22 protein-coding genes are annotated in these 23464 nt (G+C 40.6%); 15 read left to right on the forward strand and 7 right to left on the reverse strand.

The features are described from left to right. Window position 1: 1 nt before the first annotated feature. The 8 genes from GSQ84_RS15515 (at window position 2) to GSQ84_RS15550 (ending at window position 9100) form a co-directional block, all read left to right on the forward strand. Window positions 2-1249: a nucleoside permease gene (locus tag GSQ84_RS15515; RefSeq protein ID WP_158798706.1), complete on the forward strand. Its 1248-nt coding sequence runs from the start codon at window positions 2-4 to the stop codon at window positions 1247-1249. A gap of 2 nt (window positions 1250-1251) precedes the next feature. Further along, a complete protein-coding gene (locus GSQ84_RS15520; protein WP_158798201.1) occupies window positions 1252-2139 on the forward strand; it encodes a hydroxypyruvate isomerase family protein in 888 nt (295 codons plus the stop codon). 10 nt (window positions 2140-2149) lie between these two features. Next, complete coding sequence (locus tag GSQ84_RS15525) at window positions 2150-3028, forward strand: sugar phosphate isomerase/epimerase (RefSeq protein ID WP_158798202.1); 879 nt, start codon at window positions 2150-2152, stop codon at window positions 3026-3028. A 261-nt stretch (window positions 3029-3289) separates the two neighbouring features. Beyond that, a complete protein-coding gene (locus GSQ84_RS15530) occupies window positions 3290-4282 on the forward strand; it encodes an aspartate-semialdehyde dehydrogenase (protein ID WP_158798203.1) in 993 nt (330 codons plus the stop codon). An 84-nt stretch (window positions 4283-4366) separates the two neighbouring features. Beyond that, on the forward strand, window positions 4367-5761 hold the full coding sequence (dacB, locus tag GSQ84_RS15535; RefSeq protein WP_158798204.1) for a D-alanyl-D-alanine carboxypeptidase/D-alanyl-D-alanine-endopeptidase: 1395 nt from the start codon (window positions 4367-4369) through the stop codon (window positions 5759-5761). Between the two features lie 154 nt (window positions 5762-5915). Continuing rightward, window positions 5916-7820 carry a beta-N-acetylhexosaminidase gene (locus GSQ84_RS15540; RefSeq protein WP_158798205.1) on the forward strand — a complete coding sequence of 635 codons (1905 nt, stop codon included), beginning with the start codon at window positions 5916-5918 and terminating at the stop codon, window positions 7818-7820. Between the two features lie 73 nt (window positions 7821-7893). After that, the gene (locus tag GSQ84_RS15545) at window positions 7894-8634 is read left to right on the forward strand and encodes a tRNA pseudouridine(38-40) synthase TruA (RefSeq protein WP_254070879.1); all 741 of its coding nucleotides are present in this window, start codon (window positions 7894-7896) and stop codon (window positions 8632-8634) included. Window positions 8635-8701: 67 nt separating this feature from the next. Next, complete coding sequence (locus GSQ84_RS15550) at window positions 8702-9100, forward strand: acyl-CoA thioesterase (RefSeq protein ID WP_158798207.1); 399 nt, start codon at window positions 8702-8704, stop codon at window positions 9098-9100. Here the strand turns inward: GSQ84_RS15550 and GSQ84_RS15555 are convergent. Genes GSQ84_RS15555 through GSQ84_RS15570 form a run of 4 tightly spaced genes read right to left on the reverse strand, consistent with a single transcriptional unit; the run spans window position 9097 to window position 12385 of the window. Further along, window positions 9097-9603, reverse strand: a complete 507-nt coding sequence (locus GSQ84_RS15555) for a shikimate kinase (RefSeq protein ID WP_158798208.1) — start codon at window positions 9601-9603, stop codon at window positions 9097-9099. The two genes, GSQ84_RS15550 and GSQ84_RS15555, sit on opposite strands and share 4 nt — an antisense overlap. A gap of 4 nt (window positions 9604-9607) precedes the next feature. Continuing rightward, a complete protein-coding gene (locus tag GSQ84_RS15560; RefSeq protein WP_158798209.1) occupies window positions 9608-10663 on the reverse strand; it encodes an ABC transporter permease in 1056 nt (351 codons plus the stop codon). Between the two features lies 1 nt (window position 10664). Further along, window positions 10665-11816 carry a BT_3928 family protein gene (locus GSQ84_RS15565; protein ID WP_158798210.1) on the reverse strand — a complete coding sequence of 384 codons (1152 nt, stop codon included), beginning with the start codon at window positions 11814-11816 and terminating at the stop codon, window positions 10665-10667. A 26-nt stretch (window positions 11817-11842) separates the two neighbouring features. Then, complete coding sequence (locus tag GSQ84_RS15570) at window positions 11843-12385, reverse strand: DUF1599 domain-containing protein (RefSeq protein WP_158798211.1); 543 nt, start codon at window positions 12383-12385, stop codon at window positions 11843-11845. Between the two features lie 56 nt (window positions 12386-12441). Here GSQ84_RS15570 and folP point away from each other — a divergent pair, with 56 nt between their 5' ends. Together folP and cdaA are read left to right on the forward strand one after the other, a co-directional pair. Next, the gene (folP, locus tag GSQ84_RS15575) at window positions 12442-13299 is read left to right on the forward strand and encodes a dihydropteroate synthase (RefSeq protein WP_158798212.1); all 858 of its coding nucleotides are present in this window, start codon (window positions 12442-12444) and stop codon (window positions 13297-13299) included. Between the two features lie 30 nt (window positions 13300-13329). Continuing rightward, entirely contained in the window at window positions 13330-14121 is a 792-nt protein-coding gene (cdaA, locus tag GSQ84_RS15580) for a diadenylate cyclase CdaA (protein WP_158798213.1), read from the forward strand. Between the two features lie 112 nt (window positions 14122-14233). On the opposite strand, the gene GSQ84_RS15585 is transcribed toward cdaA, so the two are convergent. Then, a complete protein-coding gene (locus GSQ84_RS15585; protein WP_158798214.1) occupies window positions 14234-14644 on the reverse strand; it encodes a BrxA/BrxB family bacilliredoxin in 411 nt (136 codons plus the stop codon). Between the two features lie 350 nt (window positions 14645-14994). Here GSQ84_RS15585 and GSQ84_RS28385 point away from each other — a divergent pair, with 350 nt between their 5' ends. Next, window positions 14995-15465, forward strand: a complete 471-nt coding sequence (locus tag GSQ84_RS28385; RefSeq protein ID WP_371416379.1) for a DUF6097 family protein — start codon at window positions 14995-14997, stop codon at window positions 15463-15465. 425 nt (window positions 15466-15890) lie between these two features. Then, complete coding sequence (gene ahcY / locus GSQ84_RS15590) at window positions 15891-17207, forward strand: adenosylhomocysteinase (RefSeq protein WP_158798215.1); 1317 nt, start codon at window positions 15891-15893, stop codon at window positions 17205-17207. Window positions 17208-17289: 82 nt separating this feature from the next. On the opposite strand, the gene GSQ84_RS15595 is transcribed toward ahcY, so the two are convergent. Next, entirely contained in the window at window positions 17290-18297 is a 1008-nt protein-coding gene (locus tag GSQ84_RS15595; RefSeq protein ID WP_158798216.1) for a polysaccharide deacetylase, read from the reverse strand. Window positions 18298-18319: 22 nt separating this feature from the next. Between GSQ84_RS15595 and GSQ84_RS15600 the strand changes: the two genes are divergently transcribed. From GSQ84_RS15600 to GSQ84_RS15610, 3 genes are all read left to right on the forward strand, one after another. Next, complete coding sequence (locus GSQ84_RS15600; RefSeq protein WP_158798217.1) at window positions 18320-19039, forward strand: pyridoxine 5'-phosphate synthase; 720 nt, start codon at window positions 18320-18322, stop codon at window positions 19037-19039. A gap of 74 nt (window positions 19040-19113) precedes the next feature. After that, the gene (gene gcvP, locus GSQ84_RS15605) at window positions 19114-21999 is read left to right on the forward strand and encodes an aminomethyl-transferring glycine dehydrogenase (protein ID WP_158798218.1); all 2886 of its coding nucleotides are present in this window, start codon (window positions 19114-19116) and stop codon (window positions 21997-21999) included. 186 nt (window positions 22000-22185) lie between these two features. After that, complete coding sequence (locus GSQ84_RS15610; protein WP_158798219.1) at window positions 22186-22599, forward strand: response regulator; 414 nt, start codon at window positions 22186-22188, stop codon at window positions 22597-22599. Here GSQ84_RS15610 and GSQ84_RS15615 read toward each other — a convergent pair. Next, on the reverse strand, window positions 22586-23353 hold the full coding sequence (locus GSQ84_RS15615) for an MBL fold metallo-hydrolase (RefSeq protein WP_158798220.1): 768 nt from the start codon (window positions 23351-23353) through the stop codon (window positions 22586-22588). The two genes, GSQ84_RS15610 and GSQ84_RS15615, sit on opposite strands and share 14 nt — an antisense overlap. Window positions 23354-23464: the final 111 nt, after the last annotated feature.

The raw sequence follows: 23464 nt of genomic DNA on the forward strand, positions 1-23464 counted from the left end.
GATGAACGTAAACATACGTATCAAGTTATCAGTCATGATGTTCCTGGAATTTTTTATCTGGGGCTCATGGTTTGTTACACTCGGTACATTTCTATTTAACAATCTCAAAGCTACGGGTTCTGAAACAGCCGCAGTGTTTTCTACACAATCATGGGGAGCAATCATTGCCCCTTTTATTATTGGTTTGATTGCCGACCGTTTTTTTAACGCGGAAAAAATCCTGGGTATCTTACACCTTATCGGGGCAGTGCTGATGTATCAAATGTACCAGGCTACAGAAGTCAGTGTATTTTATCCTTATGTACTGGCCTACATGATCTTGTTTATGCCTACCCTTGCGCTGGTCAATTCAGTTTCATTTAACCAGATGAAAGATGCGGAAAAAGAGTTTGCCAACATCAGGTTCTGGGGAACTTTCGGATGGATCGTTGCCGGGTTATTTATCAGTTATCTGTTCTTATGGGATTCTGCAGACGGACAAAAAGCAGGGTTGTTAAAAAACACTTTCCTGATGGCCGGAATAGCTTCCCTGGTGTTAGGGCTGTTTAGCTTTGCCTTACCTAAAACACCGCCGAAAGTAGTGAAAGGCGAAAAGGTGAAACTGTCAGATGTACTGGGACTGGATGCACTAAGAATGTTGAAGGATAAGAACTTCGCTATTTTCTTCGTATCGGCTATCCTGATCTGTATTCCATTGGCTTTTTATTATCAGAATGCAAATCTGTTTTTGTCTAGCATTGGTGTGGCAGGACCGACAGGAAAAATGGCCATCGGGCAAGTTTCCGAAGCCCTATTTTTATTGATGATCCCCGTATTTTTTACCAAGTTCGGATTCAAAAAGACTATCCTGGTTGGAATGCTGGCCTGGGCAGTAAGATATGCCCTGTTCGCTTATGGTAATGCAGGTGAACTGAGTTTTATGCTGATCATAGGAATTGCACTACACGGTGTTTGTTATGATTTCTTTTTTGTTTCAGGACAGATCTATACCAATTCCAGGGCAGGCGAGAAATATAAAAGCGCAGCACAGGGGCTGATTACTTTGGCTACCTATGGTGTAGGCATGCTGATTGGTTTTGAAGTTGCGGGATTAATTACAGACAGCTACAAACTGGCTAATGGAACAGTAGACTGGAAGATGGTATGGATCATCCCTGCTGGAATTGCATTGGTTGTTTTCTTGCTGTTTTCCGTATTCTTTACCGATAAAAACAAAGAAGCCGATGTTAACCAATTAAATAACGCATAACCATGGGATCAGAACAGAGCCGTAGAAAAATGTTGAAAACATTAGTAGCCGGAACGGCTGTATTGGGAGCGTCAAGAGCTTTACCAGATTTTGCTATGGAAAAAACAAAAATTGAACCCGCAGCATTAAAAGGTAATGTGAACCATTCCGTTTGCCGCTGGTGTTATAGCAGCATGTCATTAGATGAACTCTGCGTGGCTGCGAAAGAAATGGGCATTAAAGGAATCGATCTGATAGGCCCTGAAGAGTGGCATATATTGAAAAAATATGATCTCTATTCTCCCATGTGTAATGGAGCAGAAATTAATCTGACCGACGGTTGGAATGACCCTGCTTTTCATGCAACGCTAATAGACAATTACACCAGAATGATTCCTTTGGTAGCCAAAGCAGGTTATAAAAATCTAATCTGCTTTAGCGGAAGCCGCAGAGGGAAAGATGATGAAACCGGCTGGAACAATTGCGTGGAAGGATTGAAAAAAGTTATACCTCTTGCCGAAAAGCATAATGTGGTATTGGTGATGGAACTACTAAACAGTAAGGTAAACCATAAGGATTATCAGTGTGATCGTACCTCCTGGGGTGCTGAACTGGCCAAAAGACTGGGCTCAGAAAATTTTAAGCTGCTTTATGATATTTATCATATGCAGATTGATGAAGGTGATGTAATACGTAATATTCAAACTTATCATCCTTATATTGCACATTACCATACCGGGGGTGTTCCTGGCAGAAATGAAATAGACGAAACACAGGAACTCTATTATCCTGCCATCGTTAAAGCAATACTGGCAACAGGATTTAAAGGGTATATTGCACAGGAGTTTGTCCCTAAACAGGAAGATAAACTTCTTTCCTTAAGAAAAGCAATAAGTATTTGTGACCAATAAACTGACTAAGATGAATTCAAGAAGAACTTTTATAAAACAAGCCGGTCTTGCCGCAGCAGGGGCATTGATCTTACCATCACTGGCTTCCGCAGCAGCTCCTTCAAAAACTGTTGGTTTGCAGCTTTATTCACTGAGAGAACAATTGCCAAAAGACCTGCGTGGTACAATTGCAAAGGTTGCCCAGGCAGGATACAAACAGGTAGAAACTTTCGGCTATTCAGTGAAAGACAATTATTGGGGCATGGACCCTAAAAATTTCAATAATTTATTGATAGAGAATGGCCTTACCGCAATAAGCGGGCATTATGGCATGGATAAGTTTCTGACTGACGGAAATTCGGAAGAATTGAAAACCTATATTCAGGCAGCAAACAGCATCGGCAGTGAGTATATTGTTGTTCCTTATATTGGTGAAAACTTAAGAAAAGACCAGGATGGCTGGAAAAAAGTTTCCGCAAGACTAAACGAAGCTGGAGAGATCTGTAAAGCAGGCGGTATAAAACTGGGGTACCACAACCATAACTTTGAGTTTGTGAAGTATGGTGATATAACGGGTTATGATATCATGCTGAAAGAAACCGATCCAAAACTCGTAGCTTTCGAAATGGACCTTTATTGGGTAGTTAGATCAGGAAATGATCCTTTAAAATTATTCACTGCCTATCCTGGACGTTTCCCTATGTGGCATGTAAAAGATATGGACAAGGCTGACAACACTATCAATACCGAAGTAGGCAACGGAACAATAGACTTTAAAGCAATCTATAAACATGCTAAGCTGGCCGGACTAAAACGTTTAATAGTAGAGCAGGAAAATTACTCCAGTGGTATGGATCCCTTTGTGAGTATCAAACAAAGCGCTGATTATATCAAAAAAGAAATCTTGTAAAAACCTTCAACCGGCAGGCTATTTCTTTTAACCTGCCGGTTAATATCATTCCTGTAACGCTTTCCTCCCGGAACCCCGCTCTTGTTACACTGTCATAATTAGACTTTTAAAACGCATTTTAGTCAAAACTGACTAAAAAAACGCAAAGTTTTTCCCATATTTGGAATTGATATTAGTTGAAACCCCATCATCAGCCATGGCTTATCCATAATAGCACCGTTGATGATAGTTTCATATCCATTAAACAACAATATATAAAACATGAAAATCGCAGTTGTAGGTGCTACTGGTTTAGTAGGCACTGTAATGTTAAAAGTACTGGAAGAACGTAATTTCCCGCTAACCGAATTAATTCCGGTGGCTTCAGAAAAAAGTGTAGGTAAAGAAATCACTTTTAAGGGTAAGCAGTTCAAGGTGGTTAACATGGAAACTGCAATTGCTATGAGACCGGATATTGCTTTATTTTCGGCCGGAGGAAGTACTTCTTTAAAATATGCCCCGCTTTTTGCCGAAGCTGGCACCACAGTAATAGACAATTCATCCGCATGGCGTATGGATCCCTCTAAGAAACTGATCGTACCGGAAGTAAATGCCTATGTTTTATCTATAGATGATAAGATCATTGCCAATCCTAATTGTTCTACTATACAAATGGTAGTGGCTTTAAAACCATTACATGATAAATACAGGATCAAACGCGTAGTTGTTTCTACTTACCAGTCCGTTACCGGTACAGGTGTTAAAGCTGTGGAGCAAATGATGAATGAACGTAAAGGTATACTGGATGGCCCTATGGCCTATCCATACCAGATTGATCTGAATGTAATTCCACAAATTGACGTTTTCGAGAGTAACGGTTATACCAAGGAAGAGATGAAGATGATTAAGGAAACCCGGAAAATCATGGGCGACGAGAGCATCCGCGTTACAGCGACTACAGTACGTATCCCGGTAATGGGCGGCCACTCGGAATCAGTAAACATTGAATTTGAAAATGATTTTGATGTTGCTGATGTAAAAGCTTTAATGGCCAGTACCCCTGGTATTATTCTGGAAGATGACATCGATAACCTTAAATATCCAATGCCTAAAGATGCACATGAAAAAGATGAAGTATTTGTAGGCAGGATCAGAAGAGATGAATCGATGCCAAATACCCTGAATATGTGGATCGTAGCAGATAACCTGCGTAAAGGTGCAGCAACAAATGCAGTACAGATTGCAGAGTTTCTGGTTAAAAAAGAACTGATTTAAAAATATAACTTGATATAGATGTGGCGTTATTGTAGGTTTTACCTATGATAACGCCACATTTTTTGTAACCCGATTTATCATTACATGAAAAAATTCTTCGTTTTCATTTTCCTTCTTTCCTGCCACCTTTCTTATGCACAGGCTCCGGTACAAAGGCTGGTTTCCTCCTTCGACAGGTTGCTGGGAGACGAGCAGGCAAAATATGCAGTTACTTCGATCTGTGTTCTGGATGCAAAAACAGGGAAACAGCTATTTGGAAAAAACGAAAATACCGGCTTGGCTACCGCTTCAACCTTGAAAACCATCACCGCGGTTACTGCCTTTTCCCTTTTGGGTAAAGATTTCCATTACCAGACTATTGTAGGGTATAGCGGAAGTATAGGCAGTGATGGCATTCTTAAAGGTGACGTGATCATTAGCGGCGGCGGCGATCCTACACTAGGTTCATGGCGTTATGAAAGCAGTAAAGAAGGATTGATTTTAAATCAATGGGTTACTGCAATTAAAGCCGCTGGTATAAAGAAAATTGAAGGCAGAGTAATTGGCGATGATCATCTATGGGGAGCACAAAGTACGCCTGACGGATGGACATGGCAGGATATGGGGAATTATTTTGGCGCCGGACCATCAGCGTTGACCTGGAGAGAAAATCAGTTCAGCATTAAGCTGCGTGCAGGCAATAGCGTTTCTGTAATCAAAACAGTACCTGTTATGCCCTATCTTACGATTGTTAATGAATTAAAATCTGGTTCTGCCGGCAGCGGCGATAATGCCTACGCTTATGTATCTCCCCTGGGTAATATTGCTTATCTGAGAGGAAGCTGGGCAACAGACATACAAAAAGCAGGCATCGCGGTAGCACTGCCAGATCCGGCTTTCGAAGCCGCTTTCCGTTTACAGGATACCCTGGAAAAAGCAGGCATTAGCATCAGTGCCACTCCCACAACTTCAAGGCAGCTATCAGCTGCTAAACTGCCGGTACCGGAAATACAGCAAAAGTTAAGTACGGTAACCTCCCCTTCCCTAAGTGAGATCATTTACTGGATGAATAAAAAGAGTATCAATTTATATGCAGAGCACTTGTTAAAAACAATTGCCTGGAAATCGGGCGTGGCAGCTACCACAAGTAATGGTGCCAATGCTGAGATCAATTATTGGGCGGCAAAAGGTATAGATAAACATGCAATGAACATTATTGATGGAAGCGGACTTTCACCAGCTACCAGGGTTACCACCTATGCGATGGCCAGCATCCTTTTTCAGGCACAACATGAAGACTGGTTCAGTGATTTTTACAATTCCCTGCCAGAACACAACGGAATGAGATTAAAAAGCGGTACTATTAACGATGTGTCTGCCTTCGCGGGTTATTATACAGCAGATAATGGAAGTAAATATATCATCGTGATCAATATTAACAATTATTCTGGCGACAAAATCAATCCAAAGTTGTTTCGCGTGCTTGATGCGCTGAAATAAACTTAAAAAGAACACAAGAATTTGTGTTTAATTACAAATTACTAAATTGCAACATTATACCTGCCTAAATAGCAAAACCCTTTTTTATTTTATGAATAAATTCGTACCTTTTATATGCTGTTTTCTTTTTTACACTAACACATATAGTCAACAAATGGGATCTGGGAATGCCAATTCTTCTGTAACGGATAGTAGCGCGGCTTTTAGCAACAGGCCCCCTGAATTTGCTATTATTCCTGAACCGGTATCATTGATGAAAACCAGCGGTTCTTATATCCTGCCAGATAATGTACTGATCCTTGCTTCAGCAGATATGAAGCAGGTGGTTGATTATTTGCAGGAAAAAATATCTGTTTCAACCGGCAAATTTATCTCTGCCTATGGTAATACTCCTGCTGCGGGAATGATTAAACTGATCCTTAATTCTAAGGCTAATCCCGCAATTGGAAATGAAGGTTACCAGCTTTCGGTAACCCCGGCGGTCATCACCATCAGAGCCAACAAAATGTCTGGGCTTTTTTATGGGGTGCAGACCTTACTGCAATTGTTTCCAAAAGAGATCGAATCAACTGAACTGGTAAAAGACATCGATTGGAAAATACCATGCGTGGAGATCACGGATTACCCTCGTGTAGCCTGGAGGGGGTTAATGTTTGACGTAGCACGTCACTTTTTTACCAAACAGGAAGTAAAACAATACATTGACGGCATGGTGCGCTATAAATATAATATACTGCATTTGCACCTTACCGATGATGAAGGATGGAGAATAGAAATAAAAGGTTTACCAAAACTAACCGAAGTAGGTGCCTGGAATGTTAAAAAAACTGGTGAATTTGGTTACTTCAGCACTCCGGGACCCGATGAGCCGCGTACCTACGGCGGCTTTTATACACAGGACGATATCCGGGAGCTGGTTAAATACGCAAAGGACAGATTTGTAGATATCCTTCCTGAAATAGATGTTCCGGGCCATAGTTTAGCAGTGATCGCTTCTTACCCTGAGTTGTCCTGCACACCAGGAGCAGAAAATTACCGGGTACGTTCCGGAGAAAAAATCATGGACTGGTCGCACGGGGCCCCTCCCATTGCCATGGTAGACAATACACTTTGCCCGGCTAGTGAAAAGGTGTACAGCTTTCTGGATACCGTTATCACACAAGTTGCCGCCTTATTCCCTTTTGAATATATCCATATGGGCGGCGATGAAGCCCCAGAAAATTTCTGGCAGAAAAGTGATGCCGTTAAAGCTTTGATGCAACGGGAAAAACTGACAGATATGCACCAGGTACAAGGATATTTTGAAAAAAGGGTGTTGCAGATCGTAGAATCAAAAGGCAAGAAGTTCATGGGCTGGGATGAGATCTTAAACGGCGACATTCCTACAAGTGCAGCGATTATGAGCTGGAGAAGCAGTAATTTCGGGATCGACGCATCCCGTGAAAAACATGAAGTAGTGATGACCCCTCAGACTAACGTTTACCTGGACCTGATGCAGGGCGATCCTGTTACCGAACCTAAAGTTTACAATACTGTATTGCTGGGCAAAGCATATGAATTTGATCCTATACCTGCTGGTGCAGACCCTAAATACATCAAGGGCGGACAGGCCAACTTATGGACAGAGCAGGTTTACAATATACGCCAGGCAGAATATATGACCTGGCCAAGAGGTTTTGCCATTGCTGAAGACTTATGGTCGCCTAAAGAAAAGAAAAACTGGACGAACTTTATTGGTAAAATGGAGTTACACTTTAAACGTCTGGAACAGGCAGAAATAAAGTATGCACCAAGTGTGTATGACCCCATGTTTAAAGCAAGCAGGGCTGCCGACAGGCAGCTGATGGTTGAACTAACTACACAAATTGACGGCCTGGATATTTATTACAGTTTTGACAATTCCTTCCCGGATAGATTTTACCCTAAGTACACGGATAAACTGGCAGTTCCTAAGGATGCCAGCCAGATGCGTGTCATTACTTATAGAGGTAAGAATCCAATCGGAAGAATGATCACCATTTCTGTTGATGAACTGAACAGAAGAGCAGGAAAAAGATAAGCCATTGAGATACTTTGTTCATATCAGCTATAACGGCCTTTCATATAATGGCTGGCAGCGACAACCCAATGTAATGAACGTACAGGGAGTGATAGAAAAAGGATTGAGTTCTATTTTTAAAACCTCTGTGGCCATCAATGGTTGCGGAAGGACAGATGCACAGGTTCACGCCAGTCAGTTCTTCTTCCATATGGACCTGGAACAGGAGTGGGATTTTGATTTGGTTTTCAGGCTCAATAAGCTGCTGCCGATGAATATCGCTGTATATGATATTATCCCTATGGAAGGCACCCCACATGCAAGGTTTGATGCTGTACAGCGTTCATACGACTATTTCCTGCATACCTATAAAGATCCTTTCCTCAATGGACTAAGCTCCTTTTACCTGCTGAAAGATCTTAAGCTGGAAAATATGAAAGCCGCGGTGGCGTTATTGCCCCTATACAAGGATTATCGTGCTTTTTGCACCCATCCGGATAAATATGAGCATACCTTGTGTTATGTACGTTCTGCCAGCTTGATGGTGGATGCAAAAGAAGAAAAACTAAGGTTTCAGATTTCGTCTAATCGTTTCCTTGGAAAAATGATCCGTATTTTGATGGGACAGTTGTTAAAGATTGGCCAGGGTGAACTGAGTGTAGAAGAATTTGAGGGCCATCTGATCAGCAGACAGACCCCTGCCCTGATTACCCCTGCCCATCCACAGGGATTGTATCTTTCGAAGGTTACTTACCCCTATCTCAATTTGCCGCCAAGGGTAGATTTTTCTGCTGTGCTTCAGAAGCAGGCCGATAGTAACTGGATCAGTTATTAGCTTTATTGACGCTCAGGTGAGATTATCGCTATCCGAATTGAGTAATTTTGGAGCAAATTAATAAACGATGAATTTCCACACCAGAAAATGGATAAAACCTGAAGATTTAAATCCAAACGGGAGCTTATTTGGAGGCAGTTTACTTAGATGGATAGATGAAGAAGCGGCAATTTATGCCATCGTGCAGTTGGGTAATCCCCTGGTAGTTACCAAATATATCTCAGAGATCAACTTTGTAAGTTCTGCCAAACAGGGGGATATTATTGAGATGGGCATTACTGCCATTGCATTTGGGAATACCTCTATTACGATGCGCTCTGAAGTCCGCAATAAGATCACCAGGAAAAGCATCCTGACCATCGATAAAATGGTGTTTGTAAATGTTGATGAATACGGAATACCTGTACCTCACGGCAGAACGCAGATCAAATTTATTGAAGAGCAGTTCGCTGCAGAAGATAACTAACCTCTGGCCAAAAGCTCTGCACGGATAATATCAGCTGTCAAATTCACCCCGTTGAGGGTAATGGTAGCTTGATGATAAAAGCCCTCGCGTTCTTCCAGCTTGTTGTGAATAAAATGCACCAGGCTTTCTTCTGAGAGGCTGCTCAGCAACGGGCGTTTAGCAATTCCTTTTTCCAGTCTTTTTGCCAGTGCCAGCGGAGACATTTCAATATAAACTGAAGTACCGTTTTTGTTGATCCAGTCCATATTATCAAAATAACATGGTGTACCGCCACCGGTAGCAATTACGCAATTTTTGGGATAGTCAAACCCCTTGAGCGTATCACTTTCCAATTTTCTGAATACCTCTTCTCCGTTAACAGCAAAATAATCAGCCACTGAGCCGCCGGTTATCACTTCAATCTGGTGATCCAGATCAATCAGATCATAGCCCAGCTTTGTTGCCAGCTTTCTTCCCAGCGTACTCTTGCCGCATCCCATAAAACCAATCAGAAATATCTTCATTATACTAAGCTAATTTTACCCTTGGATCTGCAAAGGCATACAAAACGTCCACTAAAATATTAATTATTATAAACACAAAGGCTATAAATAAAATAGATCCCATCACTACTGGAAAATCTGACATTTCCAGTGCTTTTACCGTAGCCCTGCCCAATCCATTATAGCCAAAAATATATTCCACAAAAAAGGAACCGGCAAGCAGCGAAGCAAACCAGCCGGAAATTGCTGTAATTATCGGGTTCATTGCATTTTTCAGCGCATGTTTATAGACCACGGCATGATGTCCCAATCCTTTTGCTTTTGCCGTACGGATATAGTCCTGCCCCAGGATATCCAGCATCGCAGATCTGGTTAACTGTACAATAATTGCCAGAGGGCGAAGACCCAGGGTAATAACTGGCAGCACCAGGTTTTTTAAAGTAAGCACTTCACCTTTAAATGGATCGTAGCTATATAGACTTCCCGACATGTTAAGCCCGGTATAAGGTCCGAGAACAAAGCCGAAAAACCAGGCGATGATAATTCCGGCAAAAAAAGAAGGTGCGGAAATTCCAAGGATAGCAAAAGCATTTGCACTATGGTCTATCCAGGTATTTTTATAGACAGCGGATAGTACGCCAAAAAAAACGCCAATTACGGTCGCAAAAATCATAGCTGTTGCTGCCAGGACAAATGTATTCGGGACGGTTTCCGACAAGATGGTGGAGACCTCACGTTTGGTTTGGTAAGAACGCCGCAGGTAAGGCCATTTCAGAACTATCACATGAGATTGAACGGCAATCAGCGGGAAATAATGGTATTTCTGCTGCTCCTCAGGCTGCCTATCGTGATAGCTAAGTGGTGAAAGATCGTTGATAAATAACAGGAACTGCATGGGTTTAGATTGATCCAGTCCAAATTCCTTACGTACAGCTTCCAGCGACTGTACGTCGGCGCGCTGGCCCAGGGTCATTCTTGCAGGATCTCCCGGAAGAATATTAAACAGGACGAATACAACGCTTACCACACCCGCCATTACAACGAGCCCGTAACCGAATTTCCTGAGTGCATACCACCACATGTTAGTTATCGAAGTAGGCTGCTTTTAGTTTATCAAAAGAAGGCATCGACTGATAACTCCATTTATTGATCACCACACCATTTTTTAGCAGTAATACACCGGGGTTAGCCCTAACCATACTTTTCAGCGGTACGGCATCAGCATAAAAGATTTCTGCTAAAAACTTATTCTTTTTGCTGAAGGCAGCGGCATCCTGTGCAGAATTAGAGGTAAGCATTACTACACGGGTGTTGTATTGTTCCGTTACGTCCAGTGTTAACGCATTGAGCCTGCCAATAGCCTCTTCATTGGTATCATTGAGGTTATATGCAACGATAACCAGATTATAATAAGGGTTTTCTATCAGTTCTTTGGTATAGTTTGTTCCCGAAGCATCACTGATCACCAGGTCTTTGATCTTTGGTTCGTAGCCTTTTTTCAGGAGTGTTTGTACCGGTTCGCCAATGATTTCCCATTTACTATCCTTCCAGATCCCTGATTTCAGGTATTCTTTATCACTCATGTCTTTAGTAGCGCCGGTGGTTTTATTCTTTAGCTTGTACATGATCTGGTACTGATCGGGTGCAGCACCATCAGGGATTTTCATGGCATCGGGCAGGCTCACCCCTACTTTATAAGGCAGAAAATCAAGTATCGGCAGATAAGTATAGGTATAGAGGCTGAACAGGGATGAAAGCACCACCAGGGCGATGAGTGCAATTTTTTGTATAGGCGCATGTGTTGTCACCGGCCGTATTTCGGTACGATGAATGAATAAATAAATAATCAGTAGCAGCAGGACGAGATCTTTTGAAAAAGACTGCCATGGCGTAAGCGGGATGGCATCACCAAAACAGCCGCAAGAGGTAACGACTTTAAAAGCTGCGGAAACAAAAGTTAAAAAGGTAAAGAAAATGATAATGGCCAGCAGGCCTGTGGCCACTTTTTTATTCCAGAAGCCAAATAACAGCAATGCCCCCAGTACAATTTCCAGGGTACAGAGCAGCATCGCTATTCCGGTAGCAAAAGGGCTGAAGAAAGAAATATGAAATACATCAAAATATTCCTGTAGTTTATATCCAAATCCGAGTGTATCATTAGCCTTGATCAGACCGGAGAAGATAAAAAGTATACCTACAAATATTCTGGAGAAAATTAACGCAGCTTTGTTCATCTTTCAAATTTATTTTTAACCGGCTTTTACTTTACCGCTAACTTAATCAACGCAAAAACTGCGTAGTTCAACATATCCTGATAATTGGCAATTACTCCTTCAGACGCGACCGTTTCACCAAGGTTATCTTCAATTTGTTTCACCCGGAAGATCTTCATCAGAATAAGATCTGTCAAAGAGCTGATCCTCATATCCCGCCAGGCTTCTCCATAATCATGGTTTTTTGCCATCATCAGTTCTTTGGCTTCGCGAGTTTTTTCATCAAATAATGCTTCTACCACATCAACATTCAGTTCCATGGGATCTTCTTCACTCATATCCTGTTGCATCATGGCAATCACACAGTAGTTAATGATCCCGATATATTCCGGGATGATGCCCTCTCCAACTTTAGATACCTTTTTCTCTTCCAGCGTGCGTATACGTTGAGCTTTGATAAACAACTGATCTGTAATAGAGGATAAACGCAGAATGCGCCAGGCAGTTCCGTAGTCTTTGGTTTTTTTTAAAAAAAGCGATTTACAAACCGCAATTACTGAATCGAATTCTTGTGAGGTGTTTGCTGCCAAAACAATTAAAATATTTAGTTTAAAGCTGTTTTAATACTGTATTTTTGTATTAAATCATGGCTAAAGATACGTTTTTAAACCGAAAAGCAACACTAAACCTCAAAGGCGAACTGATCGATTTGAGCCGCCCCTGCGTGATGGGTATCCTGAATTTAACACCAGATTCTTTCTATAGCAGCAGCAGGATCAGCTCGATTGATGCTGCCCTGGAAAGAGTAGAAACCTGCTTAACAGAAGGCGCTTTATTTATTGATATAGGCGCTTATTCTTCCCGTCCCGGAGCAGATGAGATCAGTACGGATGAAGAATTAAAAAGAATTGTACCGGTAATTGCCGCGATCAGCAAACGATATCCCGAAGCCAGGCTCTCCATAGATACTTTCCGCGCTAAAGTGGCCAGGGAAACAATTGAAGCGGGCGCACATCTTGTCAATGATATTTCAGGTGGGACGCTGGATGAAGAACTATTTGAAACAGTAGCTGCTTTGAATGTACCTTATATCCTGATGCACATGAAGGGTAATCCAAAGACCATGCAAAAAGATCCGGTGTATGAAAATATTGGATTGGAAGTAGTGGATTATTTTGCAGAGAAAGTGGCAAGGTTAAAAAAATTAGGCGTTAAAGACATCATTCTTGACCCGGGATTTGGCTTTGCCAAGACTATCAACCACAATTACCAGTTATTAAACCAGCTGGAAAACCTAAATTTATTTGAGCTGCCTGTACTGGTTGGCTTTTCCAGAAAATCCATGATCTATAATTTTTTAGGTATTAAACCAGAAACAGCTTTAAACGGCACTACAGTGCTTAATACCCTTGCCCTGCAGAAAGGCGCATCCATTTTGAGGGTACATGATGTAAAAGCAGCCACAGAATGCATTGCCCTGGTTGAAAAGATGCAGGAGCAATAATATTTCCGTAAATTAACTAACTTGGCAATAATGAAAGGCTTCGACTTTGATTTTCTAACCATAACTGTTACGGATGTAGTGGACATTTTGTTCGTTGCCTTCCTGATTTATTATACTTATAACCTGATCAAGAACACATTGGCAGTAAACTTACTGCTGGGTATGTTTATCATCCTGATCCTATGGTTTGTGGTAGATGCATTAAATATGCGTCTCCTGTCTACCATTATCAACAAGTTTATGAGCGTAGGGATCATTGCACTGATCGTTATCTTTCAACCCGAGATAAGGCGGTTTTTACTGCTCATAGGAAAAAACACTTTTCTGCAGAAGAATAAAGCATGGTGGGGATACTTATTTGGGAGTAAAGATATTGAACGGGATAACCTGGTGAGGATTAAACCTATTATTGATGCCTGCAAAAGCATGAAAAAATCAAGAACGGGTGCCCTGATTGTATTTGTGAAGTTTTATGATGACCAGCTGTTTGCCAATAGTTGCGAGCTGATTGATTCAAAAATATCAAAACGTTTATTGGAGAGTATTTTTCAAAAATATAGCCCGCTGCATGATGGCGCCGTAGTGATTTCAGAAAATAAGATCAAGAGTGCCAGCTGTATCCTTCCCCTTACTGATAATGACAAGTTGCCCCCCCAGTTTGGATTACGTCACCGCGCAGGAATAGGGATATCTGAAACAACCGATGCCGTAGCGGTCATTGTATCTGAAGAAACGGGAGAGATTGCTTATGCCAAACAGGGCCGCGTAAGGATGAATGTTTCTTTTGGAGAGCTGGAAAAATTACTGAATAAGGATTTTTAGATCTTTTGTTCTTTCTTTCAGCATAAGTTCAAAATATTGCTAAAACGAAAAATCCGGTACAAGACCGGATTTCTTTACCGGTGTTCACCGGAGAATAAGTTAAAGTAGCTGACTAGCAGAACTGGTCAAAAGCACCCATCAGGTTGTCTGCGATCATTTGAGCAGGACGTCCTTCAATTTGATGGCGCTCGATCATATGAACCAGTTTACCATCTTTGAATAATGCCATTGCAGGCGAAGACGGAGGGAAAGGCATCATGTAACTTCTGGCCCTGTTTACAGCGTCAGTTTCCATACCTGCAAAAACAGTGATCATTTTATCAGGATGTTTTTCATTGGCTGCAGCCATTCTTGCTGCCGGACGTGCATTTGCAGCTGCACAGCCGCAAACAGAGTTCACTACAACAAAGACAGTTCCTTCAGCAGTGATGGCATTATCTACCTCTTCTGCAGTTTTCATTTCTTCAAAACCTACGTTGGTGAGTTCAGCACGCATAGGTTCTACTAAATATTCAGGATACATATATTAAGCTTTAATTTTATAATTCTATTTTATTTATACAAATGTACAGTACCATTGTATAGCATCAAAGCTTTACCATTTGAAGGGATTGTTTTTTACCTTCAAATTACTTTGATAGAAGATCATCGATTTATTATCAAGTCAGCTTTTATACTATAAATCATATAGCAAACACTTACCTATTGAAAAAAAACTAATTCTACTATTGGATAATTAAAATACAGTATTTATCTTTGAAAGAAATTAAATATGTAAAATAAAACTTAAACAAAAATTTGTGAACTAAAATAGAAATATAATTAGTTTTTGAATACCAGTGTCTTTATACGTTATAAAAATTAAAATAATAGATGGGTCAGTCATTTCATTACATATTAAAATCTGCCAGATGGCTTGTTTTTATAGCGGGTGTTGGTTTGAGCCAATTATTAATCATATTTCTCTTCAAATTCCTCGATACACAAAAATTGGATATTCACGACTTTATATTTAATGGCTTCTTTTTATTTTTATGTGTTTCCAGCGTATCATCCATCTGTTATGAATTTTATGCGGAAAACAATATACCGATCAATAAATCTGTGAATGACTGGTTATTCATTTTTAGTGTTTTAATTATCTTATCATCAATGATAATTTATTCCAATATCTACTTTAAGCACTTAGATGTCAATTATAAGAGTCAACATTTACCAAACAATATACAAAATGCCTATGTTCTTACACATACCATATTAGTAGGCTGTTCAGCAATTATAGCACTAGTATTAAAATCAATTGTTTATTACCACCACGATAAAGTAAGTGAAAATGGAAAATAGTTTAATTATACCACTAATAACTCTGGGAGTTTCTATGGTTGGGTTTATAATTTTCGCCGTGAAAGCCTTTAAGCAAATTTTTGGGTTAGAAAGCGGAAAGAATAGCAGAATAGCAGGGCTCAACGAAATAAATGGATATACAGCGCCTGAAAATCATAGCATCTACGGATTTAGATCTGGGAGAGAAGTTTCGAAGAAACTAACATGCGCTCCCAATAAATACCAAATGAGCAAACGGAATGTTTAAGTATCCTCAATTAGCCCATATAAGTCATAATCATATGGCTTTTTGATTTTGGCTAAACTATTGTGTAATTTTGTAGAAGAATAAAATGGAGTTTAAAAATTGCTGTGCAAACAGTAGGCAAAGCATTCTGAAAAACTCAAACAACTAACTAACAATCAGAAACTTAATTAATAATAATATGTCATCAGTAGAGACTACTTATATCCCTTATAAAGTAAAGGATATTTCACTGGCAGAATGGGGCCGTAAAGAAATTGGATTAGCAGAAGCAGAAATGCCTGGCCTAATGTCTTTACGCGAAGAATTTGGTCCGTCGAAGCCCTTAAAAGGCGCACGTATTGCAGGTTGTCTGCATATGACCATCCAGACTGCAGTTTTAATTGAAACTTTGGTTGAACTGGGTGCTGAAGTTACCTGGTCATCATGTAATATTTTCTCTACGCAGGATCACGCTGCTGCTGCAATTGCTGCTGCGGGTATCCAGGTTTATGCCTGGAAAGGCTTAAACGAAGAAGAATTTGACTGGTGTATTGAGCAAACTTTACATTTTGGTGCTGAGCAACAACCTTTAAACATGATCTTAGACGATGGTGGTGATTTAACCAACATGGTTTTTGACAGGTACCCAGAGCTGATCGCTGCGATCAAAGGTTTGTCTGAAGAAACCACTACCGGTGTTCACCGTTTGTACGAACGCATGAAAAACGGAACATTACATTTACCTGCAATCAACGTAAACGACTCTGTTACAAAATCTAAATTTGACAACAAATATGGCTGCCGTGAGTCATTGGTAGATGCGATCCGTCGTGCTACTGATGTAATGATGGCAGGTAAAGTTGCTGTTGTAGCAGGTTACGGTGATGTAGGTAAAGGTTCTGCTGAATCTTTAAGCTCACAAGGTGTTCGTGTAATCGTTTCTGAGATAGATCCTATCTGTGCGCTACAGGCTGCAATGGAAGGTTATGAAGTGAAAAAATTCGTTAACGCGGTTAAAGAAGCTGATATCGTAGTAACTACTACAGGTAACTGTGACATCGTTCGTGCAGAACACTTCAAAACAATGAAAGATAAAGTTATCGTTTGTAACATTGGTCACTTTGACAATGAGATCGACGTTGCCTGGTTAAACACAAACTATGGGCATACTAAAGTTGAGATCAAACCTCAGGTTGATAAATATACTATCGACGGTAAAGATGTGATCTTACTGGCGGAAGGACGTTTGGTTAACTTAGGTTGCGCCACTGGTCACCCAAGTTTTGTAATGTCTGCTTCTTTCACCAACCAAACTTTAGCACAATTAGAGTTATGGATGAACCCTGGTAAATACGAGAACAAAGTTTACGTTCTTCCAAAATATCTGGATGAAAAAGTGGCACGTTTACACTTAGCTAAAATCGGCGTTGAATTAGATGAACTGGATCAGCACCAGGCTGATTATATTGGCGTACCTGTTGCAGGTCCTTTCAAAGGAGATGCTTACAGATACTAAGCTCAAGTAATATTTTAAAAGGGGATGCCGCTAACCAGCAGCATTCCCTTTTTTTGTGGCTCATTAATTCTTTACCTGTGATTTATTGGGTAGAAAACTCATCCTCAACACTTTCTGAGAGATCATACATCATCCATTGCTTACCCATAATATCAGCAGATTTACTTTTTAACAGTTTGATGAAATCGTTCACCCCTATCTCCTCATTTCCATTTCCATGGATCAGGACGATACTACCTGGCGCCGCTTGCTGCCCTTTAGCCAGCCAGGCATCACTCCCTATAGGGATAATACCATAAGACAATACTTTATCTACTACCCGCTGATCTGAAACCAATCCCGGGAAACGGAAAAACACTGAAGGCAGCAAGCCATGCTGCAACATAGCCAGTTCAGTACCCAATATCTCAAAATTCAAATCTGTGCCGGGCTCCAGCAGGAAATTGGTTTTCAGTGGGGCAGTGAGGCTAAAGTGATGATTAAAAGTATGGTCAGTCCAGGTAATATCGATTTCCTTTTTTGCCACCAGTTCTTTCAGCCAGTTAAGATCGTCGGTATGTGTTAACATCCATCTTCCTGTGATAGAAATTGCAACCGGGACGGGCTGCTCTATTTTTTTAAACTCTGCGATCAGTGAAGTAAAAATGATCCGGTCGAGCGGTTTATGCGAAGGACAAAGATCAATAGTTAGCGTTATTCCTTTTTCTTTTGGATACCCCCGCGTGATACCGGCATCCTGTAAGGCCAGGGATTGTTTACCGGCGGCAGACAAAGCCCTGAAATAAGGGGTATTTTGAAAGTAAGTTTGAGTAGCTACCCAATTCATTTGTTTCACCGCTACAGCAACTGAGGCGGGAAGAAGTTGTGTTGATAATGTTTGTGGATCTACTGCCAGGTAAGTCAGCTGACCTGATTTTTCCATTTTCCGGAGCAGTAGTAACTCTTTACCTTGGACTTTGGCCACTCCAGTATAAATACTATAGTTTTTAACTACTTCCTGTGCTGTACAAAAAGTAGATATAAAAAATAGCAGAAAGCAACTTAATATACCTGCTGACAACCTGTTTACAATAATATTATACCTGTTCATATTTAATAAATTACCTTTGTATATGGCAAAACTATCCGTAAATATCAATAAAATAGCCACGCTACGCAACAGCCGTGGTGGAAACAACCCAGATCTGGTTAAAGTAGCACTGGATTGTGAGCGCTTTGGTGCACAGGGAATCACTGTACATCCCAGGCCCGATGAACGTCATATCCGTTATCAGGATGTGTTTGACCTGAAAGCTTCAATTTCTACTGAATTTAATATTGAAGGAAACTGCAGGGAGCAAAAATTTGTAGACCTGGTATTGGCCAATACCCCTGCACAGGTTACACTTGTACCGGATGCTGAAGGGCAGATTACCTCCAATCATGGATGGGATACGATAAAAAATCAGGATTACCTTAAAGAGATGGTGAGCCTTTTTCAGGATAAAGGGATCAGGGTATCCATTTTTATCGACCCAGTCAGGGAAATGATAGAAGCTGCAAAAACAACTGGTACTGACAGAATTGAATTATACACTGAATCTTACGCCGGCCTTTATCCAACTGACCCTGTAAAAGCAATTGCACCTTATATACAGGCCGCACATATTGCCAATAAACTGGGCCTTGGAATTAATGCAGGGCATGATCTGGACTTGCAGAACCTTAAATATTTTGCACAGAACATCCCTAATTTACTGGAAGTATCCATCGGCCATGCCTTAATCAGCAGTGCCTTATATATGGGTTTGGAGAATACCATACAGCTCTATCTGAAACAACTTGCAGACTAGATTTTGTTAGGGTTAGGATATTCGTTATAAACTGAAATTTTAGTACCTTTGCGCAACTTTTATTGTTATACTTCATGAGTTTAAATATCCATTACAAAGAAGACTTTAAAGACCGTCATATTGCTCCTGATTCGGAGGATACCGACGCCATGTTAAGCACCCTTGGTCTGAGTTCTGTTGATGAGTTAATCCAACAAACCGTACCTCAAAAAATCAGGTTAAAACAGCCATTAAATCTGCCGGAAGCAAAATCTGAGAAAGAATATCTGGAAAGCCTTAAACAAACGGCTTCTCTGAATAAGGTTTTCAAATCTTATATCGGACAGGGATATTACGATACCATTACTCCGGGAGTGATTCTTAGGAATGTAATGGAAAACCCGGGATGGTATACACAATATACGCCTTACCAGGCTGAAATTGCACAGGGCCGTTTACAGGCGCTGTTAAATTTCCAGACCATGGTAATTGACCTAACCGGTATGGAGATTGCAAATGCATCTTTGTTGGATGAAGGTACGGCGGCTGCAGAAGCGATGTTTATGCAGTACAGCTTACGTAAAAATCAACAGGCTACAAAATTCTTCGTTTCAGAATTACTGTTCCCCCAAACTATAGATATTTTAAAAACCCGCGCAAATCCTTTCGGAATTGAGCTGGTTATTGGTGACCACCGTTCACTGGAAGTAACCGAAGAATTTTTTGGTGCTATCGTACAGTATCCGGCAGGAAATGGTGAAGTATTCGATTATAGTTCATTTGCGGAACAGACGCATGCTAAAAATGTTAAACTAACTGTAGTAGCAGATTTATTAAGTCTTACCCTGCTTACTCCTCCGGGAGAATGGGGCGCTGATATTGTGGTAGGTACTACACAGCGTTTTGGCGTACCTATGGGTGCAGGCGGACCACATGCTGCTTTTTTTGCGACAAAAGACGAATACAAACGTTCTATTCCGGGAAGGATTATTGGCGTTACTATCGATAGCCATAACAACTATGCTTTAAGGATGGCTTTACAGACCAGGGAACAACATATCCGCAGGGATAAAGCAACTTCCAATATCTGTACAGCACAAGCACTATTGGCTATCATGGCTGGTTTCTATGCCGTATATCATGGCCCTAAAGGATTAAAACTGATTGCAGAAAGAACACATGGTTTGGCTATTGCCCTTTCTCAGTCGTTAAATAAAATAGGTTACCAGACTTTAACTGACGTTTACTTTGATACCATTCAGGTGGAACTGGGCAGCTTAAAGGATTCTATCCACAAAGAGTGCATAGATAATGAGATCAACCTGAATTATAAAGGAACAGTTGCAACGATCGCACTGGATGAAACAACATCTATTAACGATATTAAACTGCTCAACAAAATATTTTCTAAAGTAAAAGCCATCTCTGCTGACAGTGTGGAACTTGCTGAAGAAAATAATATTGAGACTGTTATCCCCGCATCTTTACAGCGTACGTCAGCTTATTTGACGCATCCCCTGTTTAACTCGCACCATTCAGAACATGAGATGCTGCGTTATATCAAATCGCTGGAAGCAAAAGACCTTTCTCTTTGCCATTCTATGATTGCCCTGGGTTCATGTACCATGAAACTAAATGCAACCACTGAGATGATCCCGGTTACCTGGGCAGAATTTAGTAAAATCCATCCGTTTGCCCCGGCAGATCAGGTGGCAGGTTATTACACTGTTTTTAACGAACTGGACAAATGGTTAAGTGAGATCACTGGTTTTGCAGCAATGAGTTTACAGCCTAATGCAGGTGCTCAGGGTGAATACGCAGGATTAATGGTGATCAGGGCTTACCATCAGGACCGTGGCGATTATCAGCGTAACATTGCTTTGATCCCATCTTCTGCACACGGTACCAACCCTGCTTCTGCAGCGATGGCCGGTATGAAGATTGTAATTGTGAAATGTGATGATCAGGGTAATATTGATGTAGCTGATTTAAAAGCAAAAGCAGAAGAACATTCCGCTAACCTTTCCTGCTTCATGGTTACTTATCCTTCTACACACGGTGTATTTGAAGAAAGCATCATTGAAATCTGCGAAGTGATACATGCACATGGCGGACAAGTATATATGGATGGTGCTAACATGAATGCCCAGGTAGGCTTAACAAGTCCTGCAAATATTGGTGCTGACGTATGTCACCTGAACTTACACAAGACCTTCTGTATTCCGCATGGCGGAGGAGGTCCGGGTATGGGTCCGATTGGTGTTGGCGCACACCTGGTTAAATATTTACCAGGACATGCTGTTGTAGACATCAACAATGAAAAATCTATTCATGCCGTGTCTTCGGCACCATGGGGTTCAGCCTCTATACTGATCATTTCTCATGCTTACATTGCAATGATGGGTGGAGAAGGATTAAAAAAAGCTACTGAATACGCAATTTTAAATGCGAACTATATGAAAGCACGCCTGGAAAAACATTATCCGGTGTTGTATTCAGGAAGCCAGGGACGTTGTGCACACGAAATGATCCTGGATTGCAGGGAATTCAAAAACTTCGGTATTGAAGTAGTTGATATTGCAAAAAGGTTGATGGATTATGGATTCCATGCACCAACAGTATCTTTCCCTGTAGCAGGTACCTTAATGGTTGAGCCAACAGAAAGCGAGCCTAAACATGAACTGGATCGTTTCTGCGATGCGCTGATCGCGATCAGAAATGAGATCAGCCAGGTACAGAACGGTTCACTGGATAAAACGGATAACCCTTTGAAGAATGCACCTCATACTGCTGCAACAGTAACAGGAGACGAGTGGTCGCATACCTATAGTAGAAAAACCGCAGCATTTCCACTGGCTTATGTGGCAGAACATAAATTCTGGCCGTCTGTTGGAAGAGTTAATGATTCATTCGGTGACAGGTCGTTGGTTTGTGCCTGCCCGCCGATAGAAAGTTACATGGAAGAAGAAGCAACTGTATAATAAACAGTTGTAAGATTTTTTTGATACAATTTATATGATCAAAAAATAAAATAATCTCCATTTTACATAAAAAGAGGGCCATTAATATATAGTGGTCCTCTTTTTGTTAATGTTATAATGATAATTAACTTTACACTTCTTTTTCTTATCTTTATCTAATACCCCAATTTATTAACTTCAAATCCGATGAACGAAAAAATTAATCTACTGGTAATTGACGATGATGATATCAATATTTTCATTATTAAAAAAATTGTAGAAAAAACAGGATATGAAGCTAAAATGATTGCTAAAACTAATGGGCAGCTGGCAATCGATTACCTGAATGAATTACTTCAGACACAGCAGCCTTTTCCACAGCTCATCTTGATAGATATTAACATGCCTGTTTTAAATGGGTGGGAGTTTTTGGAAGCTTATGAGAAAATGGGTATAGAAAAAAATGTAGATATGTACATGCTGTCATCTTCTGTGTATGAAAATGATATTGAAAAAGCAAAAACCTATAAAACAGTAAAAGGGTTTATTTCTAAACCCCTTTCTATTGAACGTTTGATCGAATTGTTTGAAGGTAAAAATATAGAACCTATAAAATCTTAAACTGCCCTTCAGGATTCAGTTCTATAAATCCAGTAGCTTTTGTTTTTCCATGGTAAAACAGGCAGTTCCAGTTTTCTGCAGCTGCTCTCTTACCAAATTCCTCTCTCAATTCCATTGCTTTACGGCCATCATAATCATACTTGGCGATGAACTTCCTAAGTAGCTCTTCAGGTTCGGGCAAAACATCCCCTCCAAAGAAAACTTTGTCTTTTCCATCATCTAATAACCAGGCCTGATGCCATGGCGTATGGGCACCCGTAAGCTCATGCTTAATTTGCGGTGTAAAAAAACCGGTATCATCAACGAAAGTTAATTGTGCATTTCGCTGTAAAAAGTCAAAGATTTCTGTTCTGTAAGAAGAAGAACTGTTGGCAAATGCCCCTTCCCACTCCCCGCGTTGGATCACATAAGTAGCATTTGGAAAACTCAGTTCCATCCCATTGTTCTCTTTATGCACCATTCCACCTGAATGGTCAAAATGTAAATGGGACATGAGTACATAATCAACATCTTCGGGATTAAACCCTGCTTTTCTGATGTTCTCATGCAGGATCAATTCACCATTGGTATTACTATAGCCTAAGCCGGTATCCAGCAATAAAAGCTGATCATCCAGTTTAACCAGGAAAGGCTGAACATGTATAAATAAAGATCCGGGTCTGTCTTTCGGGTTATCTGTCTGAGGATTGAAAGGAACAAACTTTTTATCGGCAGCTACAGAATAAGACCCTTCATATAAAGTGAAAACTTGCAATGGCGTAGGTGTTAGTCAAAAGAATAATTAATGATATATTTACAATCAATTGCAAAGATATGGAACCTGCATGATATGCAGGCTTCATTACCAATAATAACAACACGAGTA

Origin of the sequence: Pedobacter sp. L105, assembly GCF_009765875.1 — a bacterium.
GTDB lineage: Bacteria > Bacteroidota > Bacteroidia > Sphingobacteriales > Sphingobacteriaceae > Pedobacter.